The following is a 15,754-nucleotide window of genomic DNA, read 5'->3' on the forward strand; positions in this document are numbered from 1 at the left end:
CGGTTGCGCTAGTTAGCTTATACTTATCTAGTTTATCACAATTGCATGACTTTAAATACTCTTTCTTCAAATATTCAACGTTATCAATCTATAAAGTATATATATCTTTTATAATCATTTTATGCAAATTTTTTTGTGTACATAGGAGGAATCTATAAATATAATTTTCTTCATTATTCAAATTTCGCAATCATATGAATAGCTAAAATAAATGAAGGCAATAGAATGCAAAATTTCTTACTTAGCTTTAGAGAATGACCATAAATTTCGTATCTGTGGCATCACAACTTGTAAATCCCATTCTTTATTGCTTCTTTCTATGCTATTAGGATCATGAATTAGAAGTTTTCCATCTGAAGTTATTCCCCTTAATACTATAAAATGTCCAATAGTTGTAAAATCACCTGCTCTTACTGAAGCTATAATTGGTCTTCCATTTTTTAATTCTTTAGTAATTGCTGCTTCACTTAAGATTATTTCCGATGACTTTAATCCAAAACCCTTTATCCCTTTAGACATTAATAACCAGCTTGTTCCTGCTTCATCTTCATAAAAACCTTCCTTTTGACTATAATCTGCTATTACTTTAGGATTTAGCGTAGTATCACCTGTTAACCCAACAGCTACCATAGATAAGCAAACTGGCCCGCATCCATTTATCGCAATCATATTATCACCATATTGCCTATAGCCCCACCTTTTATCCCATTGTAAAAATAATGGTATCTTTCCTTTTTCATAATCATCTGAGATATCAATTTCTCCTTCATAGCTTTGACGATTCAAATAATCTGAAATGAAATCAATTGTTTCAGGATTTTTAATCAATAAATCTAGTATTTCTGTAGGATATTCATTGATGTTGTCAATAATAAAGTCTATTTTCTTTACATCTTCTGACATCTGAGAAAGCTGTGAAACATATATTTTTTGTTCTTCAGTATAATCTACCATATTCTCAATACTTTCTTTTTTATTGGCATTTAAGTTAGTAAAGTATAACCATATTTTAGAACATATTACGTAAACAATAAGTAGAAGCAATGCAAGCAGTATTAAGCGTATTATTGGTTTTTTTCTGCTTTTAGCTTTTCTTCTTTGTCTAGTTTGCCTAGTTAAAGCATAATCATTCCTACTGTTAAGCAAATAATCTACATTCACATGAAAAGCATCACCTATTGCAATATAATCTTGCATTTTCGGCTGTGATTGCCCTAGTTCCCACTGAATAACTTTCTGCTTTGATACTCCTATTTTATTTGCAAATTGTTCCTGTGACAAGTTATTTTCTAATCTTAACTTTTCTAGATCTCTTGCAAAATTCACGTCTATCACCTCATAGGTAGCCAATGACTCCCAGTATTTATTATAAAGTACTGTGAATCATTGGCATTTATTTTGTTCACTATTACATATCTAATTACCTTCTATCATATCCTTAAAAGCTTTTATGTTTTCTTCATACATTCTTTTTTTATATCTTTTTGTAATTCCTCCTATTAATTTATTTGCCTTAATACAATTATATCTTTCCACTCTATTTCATATATTAAAACTTCCTTAATATATTCTTAAGTTTATAGTAAGATTTTAGCTGTTTACTAGCAGCGTTCTCTTATTACTGTCTTTTGGTTATTTGTACTGTTATAAAAAATAGACTGAAAGCTTTCAGTCTATTTTTTATGGTATATATTATAAATCATAGTATTTTAAACATTCTCATTCCAATCAGCATAATAGCTGCATCTGCTAATATATGAACTATCCATGAATTAATAAAATTCTTGGATTTTGTGTCTATATAATCGAAAATAAATCCTACTGAAACTAGGCCAAATATGGCTAATATTATTAGCCACGGATTAAACCAATTTTTGAAAATTCCTATATGATATAAAGCAAATAAAGCTGATGAAAAAATATATGCCAGCTTTTTGAAGCCAAGTTCATATAAATTCAGAAATATAAATCCTCTAAAGAAGAATTCCTCTAGGAATGAATTAACGAAGGTTATATAAAAAGCTACCAAAAGGAAGTTATTCGAGCTTACCTTAGATTTAGATTGCAGCTCGTTAGCAATCGTGTTTAAATCTATTGCATCCTTTAGGAAAAAATAAGCTGATATAAGAACTATAAAACAAGCCACCCCTAGCCCTGCTCCTAAATACAAATCTTTTTTATTGATTTTAATTTTATCTGACACTGGAGATCTTTTTATTAAACGAACATAAATATAGGGGAGGACAGTGAAGAAAATTATTTTACATAGAATTTTTACTAAGTAGCTCATAACCAGTACTTGCTCAATAAAATAAAGTATAATGCAGGCTATAATAGATGAAATAATTATATACTTTTTACTTTTATTCCTCATGATTCACCTTCTTTTCTAATTTCAAACACTATACAATTGACACTTATTTTAATATTATCAACTCTTCTATTATTCTTCAACATCCTATTATTTTTAAATGCATAAAGCTCCCAGTCAGTATTCTAGCAAGGAGCTTAGGGTTATGCCACTTTCGGAGTCTTCTCTTTTTTAGTTGACAGTACAGGAACTTTTCCTATAAATAGCCATCTCCACTTAAATAATGCAAAGAAATAACATAAAAGTATAGTTAGGGTCCATCCTAATCCTATAATAATCGCTATGGAGCTTATTCTGCTATACCCTATGTGATTTGGAAAATTGGACATTAGTTTAATTTTTATGTATTCTAGTACCATTGGATGTGCAAAATATACACCCAACGAATATGTACCAAAAGATTTTATTAATCTTATTAAAGTATTACCCTCATCCTTTATTTTTCTTGTTAGCCATACTAAAACCGCAAATGTTAAGAGTCCGTACACCATATTCATTGGTCTTATGGAACCATATCTTTCAAAATTATATCTGCCTTTATTGACATAAATATCAAGATACACTTCTCCTAAAAATAAAACTATGGATAAAGCATAAAAAGGTATCAATAGCTTTATTTTCCTGTCCACAAATTCAACAAATTTATCATAATGATAGGCTATAATGCCTCCAGTTATAAAATAAAAAAACCAACCTAAAAAAGTTTTCCAATAATATGCATTGATGAAATTAATAATAGCTATATTTGTAGGTTTTCTAAAATAAAATTCGTATATAAGTATTATGGCTTGAAGTATAGCAGTACATACAAATACCTTAAAGGGATTGTCCATCATGCTTTTTGACAAATATTTAATTAATAAGGGAAAAATAATATAAAATTGGACTATAAGAAAAATAAAATATAAATGTGAAGATCCTTCTCCTAATAATATGTTTTTAGGAAGTCCCAAAAGTCCATCTAAGGTTATAGGGATTCTGTACATATAACTAGAAAAAAGAAAATATCCAATTGACCATAATATGTAAGGCAAGACTAAAAATGTAGCCTTCTTTTTATAAAATCTAGCTCCATCAAATTCCTCTGGTTTTCTATAATTATAAAAAAGTACAAACCCAGAAACCATCATAAATACAGGTGTACCAAATCTGAAGAATTGGTTTAGAAATATTCCTAGATACATAGCCTTACTTTTAAACTCTGAATATAAAGCAAAGCCACCAGTTGCATGTATGGTAAATATACCAAAAGCAGCTATAGCTCTAATATAATATAATTCTAAGACTTGATGTCTTTTCTTCACCATCATCACGCCCTCTAATTATTTTCTGAAACCTTCAAGCATTAACACTATATTATAATTTTTTTTCTATTCAGTCAAATTTGCCAATTTCTCTAATTATTATAAACATTCCTGTACAAAACTAAAGTGCCATCTTTCTATTGACTCATTTCATAGAAAGATAGCACTTAACTTTACTTCTCCTTAATCATGTTATCGTATTTAAGCATTCCTAAAGGAGATAATTTATTACTTATAATTCCATCTTTTGAGCATATACCATTTTGCGAATGATATAAAGGAATGCACGGAGCATCTGCAGATATTATATTTTGTATTTCCTTATATAGCTCTAGCCTTTTAATAGGATTAACAGTATATTTTGCCGTATCAAGGAGCTTCATTAGCTCCGGATTATCATATCCACTATAATTAGAAGCACTATCTGGTGAGAATAGAGGTTCTATAAACGAAGATGGTTCCATGGCATCTGCAATCCAACCATACATGAATATATCATATCCTTTTTGAAGCTTTGTTGATTCAGAATATTCTTTATTAGACACTTGTTTATATTTACAAGTGATACCTATAGCTTTTAAGTCTTCTTCAATGTACTTAAAAACAGAATTAATATTTTCTCCGCAAAGAATATTCAGAGGCTGATTCAAGTTTACCTTTTCTCTTCTAAGGATTTCCTTTGCCTTTTCAGGATTATAATCATAACCCCTTACATGATCAGTCGGTACTAGTCCATGTGGAATCATGCACTTTGCCTCAGAGGCAAGCCCGCCTAGCATTTCATTTATTATCCTTTTCTTATTTATTGCATGGTTAAGAGCTTGTCTTACGCTCTTGCGTGTATAAGGAGAATCAGTATTTTTAGTTTTAAAACCAATATAGAATGTAGATAGTAAATCTGTAGCCCTATAGTTTCTGTAATACTCAGTATTTCTGATGCTTTCTATATCCTTTTTATTTTTTACTATATAAAAATCATATTTTCCTTCAAGAAAGCTATTGAGAGCATTTTCATCTCCGCTTTCTACCTCTACGATGTCACAATATGACCTTCCCCCAATATAATTCTCAAATGCTGCTAACTTATATACATTATCCTTAAACTCTACTAGTCTGTAAGGACCACAACCTACTAAATTGCCCTTTGCTAACTCTTCTGAATCCATTACAGCACAACAATATTGCGATATAGATAATAAGAAACCATTGAAAGGTATAGTCAATTTAATAGATAACCTATGATCATCTAAAAGCTTAATTCCGCTTACCTCTCTAGCCTTTCCTGACATAAACTCCTTGGCACCTTCTATATAATCTATAAACCAAGTGTTTGGAGATTTTAACTGTGGTGAAAGCATTCTCTCTAGAGAATATTTTACATCCCTTGCACGAACTTTTTTTCCATTATGGAATGTAGCATCGTTTCTAAGAATAAATACCCAAGTTAGGTTGTCATCTTCTACATACCAGTTCTTTGCCAAGAGTGGTAGAACATCTCCTGTATCGCTAGTAGCAAGCAGACTAGCATGGATATTGGTCAGCACTCTAATAGTTTCCATAGCATTTCCCACAGCTGGATCCATAGTGGCTAATGGCTCAGCAATATTACATCTGATAGTTATTGCTTCTTTTTCAGTGTGGACTGTCTCTTCTATTAACTCCTTTGTCATGGAATCAAGAAGACTGGAAACTCGTCCCAATGCTGCCAATGCGGCTTTTGTAGATTGAGTGTTCATCAAAGCATTCTCTACCATAGACATAGCCTTATCAGAAGTTTTCGACATTTCATCGGTAGAAAGAACTATGGCTTCAAGACTAGTTGTTTGAACAGATATTGCCTTGTTAATTTCATTTATGGTTTCAATCATAGCCCGAATGGCCTCTTCAATTTTTTTAAATGAAGTGTTGGATTGCTCTGCAATATTTGATCCTTCAGTTATTTTTTCATTACTCTTATCAATGGCATTAATTGTTTTATTTACATTAGTATTTATATTCTTTATAATTTCAGATATCTCATTAGCTGATTTTGCACTTCTATTTGCTAACTCTTTAACTTCATTTGCTACAACTGCAAAGCCCCTACCTGCATCACCAGCTCTAGCAGCCTCGATTGCAGCATTTAAAGCTAACAAATTTGTTTGGCTTGCTATGTCTTTAATAATATTTAAAATTTTATCTATTTGCGCAGTACTAACTCTAAGTCCATTTATTTCCGCTATAACCGATAAAGTGGATTCATTTATTTCCTTCATAGCTTCTATTGTATTATGTACAGCGCTACTGCCTTCCTCTACAACACCTAATGTATCCTGTGCTGTTTGATACGACATACTGGCGCTAGCATTTAACTCTTCAGCCATTGCTGAATAATTGCTGATTTCAGATACTACCTCTGAAATTGACTTTGTTTGTTCTTCTACTCGCTTAGATATTGCCTCTATAACACTTACCAGATTTTCCACTTGACTGTTAGTGTTTTCTATCCTTATGTCTAGCCTATTTAGTAAATTTTCTTCGTTTTGTTTGATTAAGTTAAGTCTAGAAGATATTATATTTTTATCTTCATATGTAATTGGTTGAGCTGCTGGCTCATTTTTCTTTTTCTTAAATCTACCTTTCCATGTGCTGACCAAATCCCATCCCCCCAAATATAGTGACTTCTCAAACACCCCAAGATTCATTATTTATTTTAGTTTATACCATTTATTACAAAAATGCAAGAATTTCGACACAAGCAGATTGCCGAAATCTTTGATTTCGTGTAAGTCGCTTATGTAGTGGCTCATAAAAAAACTCTCCTCAAATTGGAGAGTTTATATATATTTTATTGAAACTACTTTATTTTTATCAACATAAAATTCATCGCTGAGGCCATCTACTATGACAAGACCTCTGCCACAGCATCTAAGCTCTAGAGGGTTATATTGGTTTTTATCGTATATGAAGCCGCAGCCTTCATCAATTACCTCGATTCTAATTCGCTTATCATGTATTTCCAAAAACAACTTAATGAACTTATCAGTATCACAATTATTTCCATGTAAAGCGCTATTTACTACGAGTTCATTTAATATAAGCCTTATATCAAATAATAGGGACTCGTCCTTTATTATTTTACATAACTCCTTTAATATATCTTCCATTGTTAATTTTATATTAAATAAGTCGCTTTTTATTATTTGATTTATTCTAAAATTCAAGGCAAATCCCCTCTATCTATATATAATAAATACTCATATCTATTATGATTTTACCCAGAAAAAGCTCACCTAATCAGATTCATAAAAATACTGCTTATTGTTTAGTATTAGACATCAACATTTTTTATTATACCATAATTCTATTATATTTAAAAATTTAAAAAATCAAGTATAAATCCTTGTTAAAAAAATATATAATGTTATATAATATATAAAACAAACTTGGTTTAGAAAATGCTTTATTGGGTATTATTATGTTGTACATAAAACATAAATGAAAGGGGAATTATTATGGAAAAATACGTATGTATACCATGTGGTTATGTTTATGACCCTGCTGAAGGGGATCCAGACAGTGGAATAGCTCCAGGAACACCTTTTGCAGAACTGCCAGATGATTGGGTATGCCCAGTATGTGGTGCATCTAAGGATGATTTTGAGGTAGAAGAATAGTATTAATTTTAACAGGAAAATAAAACAACTGAGATGGAATATTTCTTTCTCAGTTGTTTTTTTATTTATACAAATGAACAAATCTCATAATCTAAATCGTTGATCTTACTTAGATTTATTGAATTTTACTCTATTTATCAAATGGAGTAAATGTGAACAGAATCACTAGCAATTAAAAATCGCTATTTAGTTCACTACAATGCATTTTAAGTAGAATATTTCTCTTTCCTTGCCATAGGCTAGTTTTTTAGCCCATTTTGTGTCTAAGCTCTTAAGCATATTATTATCCCATATATATGCATCCTCAATGTTAATTCCATAAGCCATATATTGTTTCTTTAAATGCGTCTTTATAAAATCTATGGACAGTATAGGAAGTTCTCTTTCATGAATCTCTCTTTTTTCATATTTAGTACTATAGGTGACACAAATATCTATCTCAGCCTTAACCTTCGAAATTTTTTTAATATTACTTAGCACAATTTCCTCTCCCTTGACAAGCCCATCTCTTAAGCTACCCCAAGGCAAGTTTATAGTTATTTTATCCGCTGTAGCTGTCATTTCATTTGGTAAATCATCCACATTTCCAACAACAAACAGTATATTATTTAACCCACCCTTAGAGGGCTTTTTTGTTGTCTTGATAGAGTACTTGCGCATGTTATCTATCGACGAATCTACGCCTATATATAATTCTCCAGCATTACTTTTTGCTCTTTTATAAATAAACTGTCCATCCCCAGTACCTATATCAATAGCTACTGAGTTATATTGTTTAACTATGTTTTTAAACTCATATTTGTTTATTTCTATTATCTGATTCCCTACTAGTATCTTCATCATAATCCTCCGATTTCTTTTTTACATCTTGTAAAAAAGAATCAAAGGTGGTCCTCTGGCAAAAATTCTTTTGCCAAAAAGACTAATGATGAAAACTAATAGTATTGTTAGTTATTATCTATTATATATCAGTAATCTATCAAGATAGAGTTTAACCATCTTAATCATCCTTTCTAAAATACACCATAATTATAAATAATCATCCATGATATGTCAATTAATTATTCATAAGACATAAATACTGATTATTATAAAGTAATGATAATCATGATATAGTCATTATTCCTATTTTCATACCATTCTTATCTTTTCATCAATGGAAAGGCTATGACATCCTTTATTGAATTAGCTCCTGTTAAAAACATGATCAATCTATCTATACCTATTCCAAGCCCTCCTGCTGGCGGCATTCCTATATCAACTGCCAGTGCAAACTCTTCATCCATGGGGCTTGCTGTTTCTAGTCCTGCTCTTAACTGCTTAGCCTGTTCATATAGCAAGATTCTTTGTCTTATTGGGTCATTCAGTTCTGAATATGCGTTTCCTAACTCTACACCATATGCATAGGGTTCAAACCTTTCTATTAACTCATGGTTGTCTCTGTGAACCTTGCATAATGGTGAAGTTTCAACTGGAAAATCTATTACAAAGGTTGGCTGTATAAGCTTTTTTTCACAATAGTTTTCAAACAAATATACAATCAGGTCTCCCTTTGCAGCTTGTTCCATATTAATCGCTCTAAGCAATTCCTCTGATAATAGATTTTTAATATTCATAGCCTCAATTATTTTTTCCTTAGATAAATTTTCAACATCTATATCTGTTTCACTCTTTACTAAGTCACACATTCTCGCTCTTCTCCAAGGTGCCTTAAAATCTATTTCAACACCATCATAAGCTATTTTAGACGAGCCATTTACCTGAGTAAATACGTACTCATAAAGGTCTTCCATTAACTCCATCATATCAGTGTAATCAGCATAAGCCATGTAGCACTCGAAAAGTGTAAACTCTGGATAATGAGTTCTGTCAATACCTTCGTTTCTGAAGGATCTTCCAATGGTATATACTCTTTCAATTCCCCCTATCATAAGTCTTTTTAAATACAGCTCAGGTGATACATTCATGAATGCATCAATATCTAAAGCATTTATATGACTTTGAAAAGGCTTTGCCTCTCCGCCACCATATTTAGTGTCAAGAATTGGAGTCTCTACCTCAACAAAGCTTCTTGAATTCATAAAGCTTCTAATAGCTGTCATTGCTCTGGAGCGTTTAATAAATCTTTCTTTCACCCCCTCGTTCATAATCATATCTAGGGTACGGTGCCTTTGCCTCAAATCTGTATCTTGTATCCCATGATACTTTTCAGGTAAAGGTCTTATGGATTTAGATAGTATGGTAATATCCTCTGCCTTTAATGTTATTTCTCCTGTCTTAGTTTTGAAAACATTTCCTACTATACCAATTATATCCCCTATATCTATTAGCCTTAATAAATCATATTTTTCTTCTCCTACTATATTTCTACTAATATACACCTGTAGGCTGCCCTCTTGATCAACTATATTCAAAAAGGTTACTTTTCCCATTTTTCTAAACAGCATTATTCTTCCAGCAATAGTAAACTGTTGTTCCTCAGATATACTTTCAAAATTATCTACAATATTTCTAGAATGTGTTACACTTCCAAAGCTATATGGATATGGATTAACTCCTATATCAATCAGTTCATTCAATTTCTTTATACGCTCGACCATATGATTATTTGCATCACTCATTATTTGCTGCAGGTTTTCTAAATCTTCATAATATCTATACATTTACCTTCCTCCTTCACATGCACTTATATTTTTTAGCAGTTCTAAAACAATAAAAAAACTCTCACCCCCAAGACAATAGTCTTAGGGACGAGAGCTGCTTATTTCGTGGTACCACCCTAGTTTACTGATATGTCACCATATCAGTCTCTTTAAGTACGGCTTTGTTAAGCTTATACTTTATCTCTATAACGGGAGCTCCCGTCACATCATCACTTTAAAAAGGTCCAATGTGAAACTCAGAGTCTTTTTTCAATAGACAACATTATACCCATTCTCAGCTTATAGGGCTCTCTGTAACAATAAATTGCCTACCTACTCTTCTCTTCATAGTCTTTAAATGTTTTGTATAATTCTATCACTGATGGATTAATCTGTCAACTACAAATATATGTTGACCAGCATCAAAGAGTAAACTCTTTATAATTTAAGTTAGTCACTTTATTACAGTCTAATCTATACAAAATATTCCGAAATAATGTTTCTTCTCATAATTGAAAAAACGATACTTTAATTGCAGATGCAACTAAATTTAGTTTGATAATGTCTTCAACGGTTATGAAATCCTGGCGAAAAGATTCTAGTAACCTTGAAGATATTTCTTTTATAGAAGCCTTTAAGCCTCTTATTAGCTCATATCCCTGTTCAAATTAAGGTCTCATATGTAGTTTTAGATAACTTTCATTTTATAAGATTATATAATAGAAAACCCAAGGAAAACTACTCTTCCTAAGGTCTATTTTACTTTCCTTATAATTATCTCTTCGTGTCTCGTTACTTCGTTTTCTATTCTCTCTAACTGACTGTTTATTTGAGTATGACCATCAAATAAGGCTTGTAGTTTTTTACCATGCTCATTTTCGATGTGAATAACTGTTTTTTTGACGCTTGCTAATTCACCTTCTACTCCGTCAAACCTTCCTTCCACCTTGTCGAGCCTTCCTTTAACGTCTTTAAATCCCTCTTGCATTTCACCGTACATTTTCGACATTAGCTCAAATAATTGTTCATTTCCGCTCACGATTTTCCCTCCTGTTTACATTTGTATTCTGTAAATTTGCGTATCACTTTATCCGTATCTATTACCTATTAGTTTAATTATATAATAAAAATTGGATATAGCAAACATATTTCAGAAAAGATTTTAACTCGGAATTATACGCATTTTGTTCCTATACTCATCCACATATTTACATTTTTTCTCTTTGTTATATAATACATGGTAGTAAATGATTTTACAACCTACTTTAATGTTAGTTGACTTTGAAGAATTATTCTGATAATATGTTTAATTTTTTCTATATGCTTCATAACATATTTAAAAGGAGAGTAATGTTCTTGTATTACAATCTTAGTTTGTTTGGCAAAAAGTTATGTAAGCTTAGACAAGCCTTAGGTTTTGCCCAAGATGAGATTGCCAGATTATCAAGTATAAATATACAGACTTTAAGAAGAATAGAAAATGGTAAAGTAATTCCTAAGCAGGAAACCCTAGAACTTTTATCTCCTATATATAAAAAAGATTTAAATAATTTACTTCTCAAATATAGAATGGATGACTATTCAGGTTTTAATGACATCAAAAACAGATTCGAGTCTAAAATCGACAGGGATGAATTCTATACCCTAGATATTGAGCTAAATGAATTAAATAACTTACTTACCAACGTAAATCACCCTTATTTCAAATTACTCATCAAGCAACTAATATTTCTAATAGAAGCAATTATATTAAATAAAAAAGAAAAAAACCAAATATGGCTCTCGAAAAACTGATTAAAGCTATTGAAATTACTACTCCAAACTTTTCTATGTCTAATTATGATTCTTTTATCTATAGTACTATGGAAATTAGAATACTAATGAATACAGGTCTATTGCTAGATATAATTGAATCAACAGAGAAATCTTTAGAGATTATGGAATTTTGCTTTAAGTCTATGGAGCCAATGACGAAATATATGCTAAAATATGCTACAATTTGTCTTATATATATCACAAGCTATGTAGGCATGAAGAAGCTTTAGAAGTTGCCTCCTCAGGTATAAACTATTGCTTAGATAATAGAGACTATATTGGATTAAATCATCTATATTTTAGAAAAGGTATAGCAAAACTTGAACTCAAACATGATGACTATATGGAATTTTTAAGAAAGGCAGTATACCAATGTGAAGTTTTAGGGCAGCAAGAATTGGAAAATATGATGGTACGTAATTGTAAGAAAGTTTATAATATAAAACTATAATTTTGACTATAAAAAACCTGAGGCAAACTATTCTTCCTCAGGTTTTATTCTATCTAAATCAGCATGCTCATCTTGTAATTCCAAAATACTACCTACTGTCTCCCATACCTTTTCAACATTTAATTTCTTAGCTGCTGAAAAGGGTATGATTAAATCATTGTTTGTTACCCCTAGCTTTTTCTTAATAATATTTGTGTACTTTTGCCATTGACCCTTTGATATTTTATCTGCCTTTGTAGCTATAATATAGCCCTTGTACCCAAAGGATTTTATCCAGTCATACATCATTTTATCGTGTTCTCCAGGCTCATGTCTTATGTCTAGCAGCAGAACTACTTCCTTAAGACTTTCCCTGCTTGTAAGATATTTTTCTATCATCTCTGCCCATCTTTGTCTCTCAGTGACAGATACCTTTGCATATCCATATCCAGGCAGGTCAACTATTCTAAAATCTCCATTTATGTTATAAAAGTTTATAGTCTGAGTTTTTCCTGGCTGTCCACTGGTTCTGGCAAAATTATTTCTATTTATTAAAGCATTTATCAGTGAAGATTTCCCTACATTTGACCTTCCAGCCAACGCAATCTCAGTTAAGCCTTCTTCTGGATACTGGATTGGCTTTGCAGCTACCGCTTCTAATTCTACTTTTCTAATTTTCATTTTTCTCATCCTCTTTAACTAGTGCATAGCTTAAAACTTCATCCATAGTCTTTACAAATACAAACTCCATTTTTCTCCTTACCTTATCTGGAATCTCCTCTGCATCTTTTTTGTTATCCACTGGAAGAAGGACCTTTGTTATGCCTGCTCTATTAGCTGCTAATACTTTTTCCTTAACTCCACCAATAGGAAGGACTCTTCCTCTTAGTGTAATCTCTCCAGTCATGGCTACATTTCTATTTATTGGCACATTTGAAAGTGCAGAAATAACTGCTGTAGATATAGTAATACCTGCTGAAGGCCCATCCTTTGGTATGGCTCCCTCTGGCACATGTATGTGAATATCCCTATCCTTATAGAAATTATCATCTATTTTAAGTTCAGCTGCCTTTGACCTTATATAGCTGATTCCAGCCATAGCTGACTCCTTCATCACATCTCCCAGTTGTCCAGTAAGCTGTAGTTTACCAGTTCCAGGCATAGGCGTAACCTCTATTGACAGAGTTTCTCCACCTACTGCAGTCCAAGCTAAACCAGTAGCTATACCAACTTGATTTTCCTCCCCAACCTTTTCGTATCTAAATCTTGGAACTCCTAGATATTTTTCTAAGTTTCCACTATTTATTCTAACTGTCTTCACATTGTCTTCTACAATCTTTTTAGCAGCCTTTCTGCATAGGTTTGCTATGTTCCTTTCAAGATTTCTTACTCCAGATTCTCTAGTATAGTTATTTATTATATCTCTTATAGTATTTTCAGATATGTGGACATTTTCTTCTTTTAATCCATGCTCCTTCATCTGTTTAGGTAATAAATATCTAATAGCAATTTGAAGCTTCTCCTCCTCTGTATAACCTGAAATCCTAATGACTTCCATTCTGTCGAGAAGTGGCCCTGGTATTGAAGCCGTAGTATTTGCTGTAGTTATAAACATTACCTTTGAAAGATCAAAGGGTGCTTCAAGAAAATGATCCGTAAATGTATTATTTTGTTCTGGATCTAGTACCTCCAATAATGCTGAAGCTGGATCTCCTCTAAAGTCACTGTTTAATTTATCTATTTCATCAAAGAGAAACACGGGATTTTTAGAGTTAACCTTCTTTATAGATGATATTATCCTTCCTGGAATAGCACCTACATAAGTCCTTCTATGTCCTCTTATTTCCGCTTCGTCTCTCACTCCACCTAAAGACATTCTTACAAACTTCCTATTAAGTGATTTCGCTACTGATTTAGCAATCGATGTTTTACCTACTCCAGGTGGCCCTACCAAACATAGAATAGGTCCTTTAATTCCCTTTGCCAGCCTTCTGACAGCTAAATATTCTAGTATTCTTTCCTTTACATCTTCAAGTCCATAATGATCTGCATCTAGTATTTCCCTTGATTTTTTAATATCTATTCTATCCTTGGTTTCTTTGCCCCAAGGCAGCTCTACAATCCAATCAAGATAAGTCCTGATAACACCAGATTCAGCAGATGAAGGAGACATTTTAAAAAGTCTGTCTACTTCCTTAAAGGCCTTTTCCTTAACTTCCTCAGGCATTTTTAGGCTATCTATTTTTTCCCTATAATTTTCTACTTCTTCTAAAAGCTCATCATCTTCTCCAAGCTCATATTGTATAGCCTTTAATTGTTCTCTTAAATAGTATTCCTTCTGCACCTTACTTATCTGTTTCTTAACTCTTTGGCTTATCTTTTCCTCTAGCTTTAGTATCTCTATTTCTTCCTTTAAAATAATTTGAAGTATCTCTAAACGCTTATATGGATGAAAAGCTTCTAAAATTTTCTGTTTGTTTTCAAGTGTTAAAAACATATAAGAAGCTATAACATCTGCTAGCCTACCTGGTTCCTCTATTTTTGATACATTTACAAGAGCTTCAGCAGTTATCCTGTTGCCTATGCTTATATATTCTTCAAATGAATCAATTACCATTCTCATAAGAGCCTCTACCTTTTTGTCCTTAGTAATTTCTTCATCAAATATAAGCTCTTCTATTTCTACTTCGAAATATGGTTCTTCTTTTATAACTTCAGTTACTCTTGCCCTATCAATACCTTCTACCAGAACTCTTATATTATCCCCTGGAAGCTTTAATAACTGTTTTATCTTACATACTGTTCCAACATGATAAAAATCATCAGGCATTGGTATATCTACATCAGCTTCTTTTTGAGCTGTTAAAAATATTAGCGAATCATTAACCATTGATTCTTCTAAAGCATTTACTGATTTATCCCTGCCTACATCAAAATGTACAACCATATAAGGAAATATAGAAAGTCCTCTTAGAGGTATCAATGGTATCTTTCTTTTTTCTACTTTACAATTCTGTTTTTCCATGCGCTCAACTCCCTTTAACACTATCTTTATCTATAGGTTTACTTGTGTAAATCTTAAAATATTTTTTTAAATTAGTCTATTATAAATGTTACCCTAAACAATAGTCTATAGTCAACCTGTTGTTTATATTATTCTAACCTTTATTTTAACATATATATGCCAACTTCAAGAAAAATTATAGCCCATTCCTATATAAAAGAGAATAACTGTGTATAATTATCTTTGCTATGTTTCATAAATTCAATGATCATTAAGTTTTCCTATCTATATATTAAATTTACTAAACATATTAATTGCATTAATAAAAATACCTCTCCGAATAGTAATTCTATGGTTTTTAGATAGTATTTTTAGGAATAATAATATCTTTTTGAAAGAAGATATATTAAATGGGTATGTATACTATGCGCAAGAAGGCCAAATGTAAAATTAGCAGAAAAAACCTAGTTTATTCCTTGATTTTGTCGCAATATTTGCTTGCATATTCTGATAAATTTATATATAATTATCT

Annotated in this window: 13 protein-coding genes and 1 other annotated feature; of the genes, 3 read left to right on the plus strand and 10 right to left on the minus strand. The window is 31.6% G+C overall.

The genetic code is table 11. The features are described 5' to 3' along the window. Positions 1–237 precede the first annotated feature (237 nt). The 5 genes from QO263_RS17285 to QO263_RS17305 form a co-directional block, all read right to left on the minus strand. Positions 238–1,326, minus strand: coding sequence for a C39 family peptidase (locus tag QO263_RS17285; protein ID WP_285624160.1), 1,089 nt, complete (start codon positions 1,324–1,326; stop codon positions 238–240). Between the two features lie 373 nt (positions 1,327–1,699). Then, positions 1,700–2,374 (minus strand): CPBP family intramembrane glutamic endopeptidase, encoded by a 675-nt coding sequence (locus QO263_RS17290; protein ID WP_285624161.1) that lies wholly within the window; start codon positions 2,372–2,374, stop codon positions 1,700–1,702. A 140-nt stretch (positions 2,375–2,514) separates the two neighbouring features. After that, positions 2,515–3,678, minus strand: a complete 1,164-nt coding sequence (locus QO263_RS17295; RefSeq protein WP_285624163.1) for an acyltransferase — start codon at positions 3,676–3,678, stop codon at positions 2,515–2,517. A 170-nt stretch (positions 3,679–3,848) separates the two neighbouring features. Beyond that, a complete protein-coding gene (locus QO263_RS17300; protein WP_285624165.1) occupies positions 3,849–6,311 on the minus strand; it encodes an ABC transporter substrate-binding protein in 2,463 nt (820 codons plus the stop codon). Between the two features lie 180 nt (positions 6,312–6,491). Beyond that, positions 6,492–6,878 (minus strand): ATP-binding protein, encoded by a 387-nt coding sequence (locus QO263_RS17305; protein WP_285624167.1) that lies wholly within the window; start codon positions 6,876–6,878, stop codon positions 6,492–6,494. Between the two features lie 291 nt (positions 6,879–7,169). On the opposite strand from QO263_RS17305, the gene rd reads away from it, so the two are divergent. Next, positions 7,170–7,331 carry a rubredoxin gene (gene rd, locus QO263_RS17310; protein ID WP_285624170.1) on the plus strand — a complete coding sequence of 54 codons (162 nt, stop codon included), beginning with the start codon at positions 7,170–7,172 and terminating at the stop codon, positions 7,329–7,331. Positions 7,332–7,517: 186 nt separating this feature from the next. On the opposite strand, the gene QO263_RS17315 is transcribed toward rd, so the two are convergent. From QO263_RS17315 to QO263_RS17325, 3 genes are all read right to left on the minus strand, one after another. Further along, a complete protein-coding gene (locus tag QO263_RS17315; protein WP_285624173.1) occupies positions 7,518–8,171 on the minus strand; it encodes a methyltransferase domain-containing protein in 654 nt (217 codons plus the stop codon). 302 nt (positions 8,172–8,473) lie between these two features. After that, complete coding sequence (gene lysS, locus QO263_RS17320) at positions 8,474–9,994, minus strand: lysine--tRNA ligase (RefSeq protein ID WP_285624176.1); 1,521 nt, start codon at positions 9,992–9,994, stop codon at positions 8,474–8,476. An 80-nt stretch (positions 9,995–10,074) separates the two neighbouring features. Beyond that, positions 10,075–10,331: a binding site (T-box leader), on the minus strand. Between the two features lie 396 nt (positions 10,332–10,727). Beyond that, positions 10,728–11,012 carry a hypothetical protein gene (locus QO263_RS17325; RefSeq protein ID WP_285624179.1) on the minus strand — a complete coding sequence of 95 codons (285 nt, stop codon included), beginning with the start codon at positions 11,010–11,012 and terminating at the stop codon, positions 10,728–10,730. 317 nt (positions 11,013–11,329) lie between these two features. Between QO263_RS17325 and QO263_RS17330 the strand changes: the two genes are divergently transcribed. Then, entirely contained in the window at positions 11,330–11,767 is a 438-nt protein-coding gene (locus QO263_RS17330; protein ID WP_285624181.1) for a helix-turn-helix domain-containing protein, read from the plus strand. Then, a complete protein-coding gene (locus tag QO263_RS17335; protein WP_285624184.1) occupies positions 11,749–12,018 on the plus strand; it encodes a hypothetical protein in 270 nt (89 codons plus the stop codon). Before QO263_RS17330 ends, QO263_RS17335 begins: the two co-directional genes overlap by 19 nt. A 248-nt stretch (positions 12,019–12,266) precedes the next feature. Here QO263_RS17335 and yihA read toward each other — a convergent pair whose 3' ends face one another. Together yihA and lon are read right to left on the minus strand one after the other, a co-directional pair. Further along, on the minus strand, positions 12,267–12,899 hold the full coding sequence (gene yihA / locus QO263_RS17340) for a ribosome biogenesis GTP-binding protein YihA/YsxC (protein WP_285624186.1): 633 nt from the start codon (positions 12,897–12,899) through the stop codon (positions 12,267–12,269). Then, positions 12,889–15,243, minus strand: coding sequence for an endopeptidase La (lon, locus tag QO263_RS17345; RefSeq protein ID WP_285624189.1), 2,355 nt, complete (start codon positions 15,241–15,243; stop codon positions 12,889–12,891). Before lon ends, yihA begins: the two co-directional genes overlap by 11 nt. Positions 15,244–15,754: the final 511 nt, after the last annotated feature.

The sequence above is a fragment of the Proteiniborus sp. MB09-C3 genome, assembly GCF_030263895.1.
In the GTDB taxonomy this organism is placed as follows: Bacteria; Bacillota; Clostridia; order Tissierellales; family Proteiniboraceae; genus Proteiniborus.

Excerpts from the sequence above, each read along its gene's own strand:
- yihA (WP_285624186.1), bottom strand. The coding sequence starts at position 12,899 with ATGAAAATTAGAAAAGTAGAATTAGAAGCGGTAGCTGCAAAGCCAATC.
- lysS (WP_285624176.1), bottom strand. The coding sequence starts at position 9,994 with ATGTATAGATATTATGAAGATTTAGAAAACCTGCAGCAAATAATGAGT.
- QO263_RS17315 (WP_285624173.1), bottom strand. The coding sequence starts at position 8,171 with ATGAAGATACTAGTAGGGAATCAGATAATAGAAATAAACAAATATGAG.
- lon (WP_285624189.1), bottom strand. The coding sequence starts at position 15,243 with ATGGAAAAACAGAATTGTAAAGTAGAAAAAAGAAAGATACCATTGATA.
- QO263_RS17295 (WP_285624163.1), bottom strand. The coding sequence starts at position 3,678 with ATGGTGAAGAAAAGACATCAAGTCTTAGAATTATATTATATTAGAGCT.
- QO263_RS17290 (WP_285624161.1), bottom strand. The coding sequence starts at position 2,374 with ATGAGGAATAAAAGTAAAAAGTATATAATTATTTCATCTATTATAGCC.
- rd (WP_285624170.1), top strand. The coding sequence starts at position 7,170 with ATGGAAAAATACGTATGTATACCATGTGGTTATGTTTATGACCCTGCT.
- QO263_RS17335 (WP_285624184.1), top strand. The coding sequence starts at position 11,749 with ATGGCTCTCGAAAAACTGATTAAAGCTATTGAAATTACTACTCCAAAC.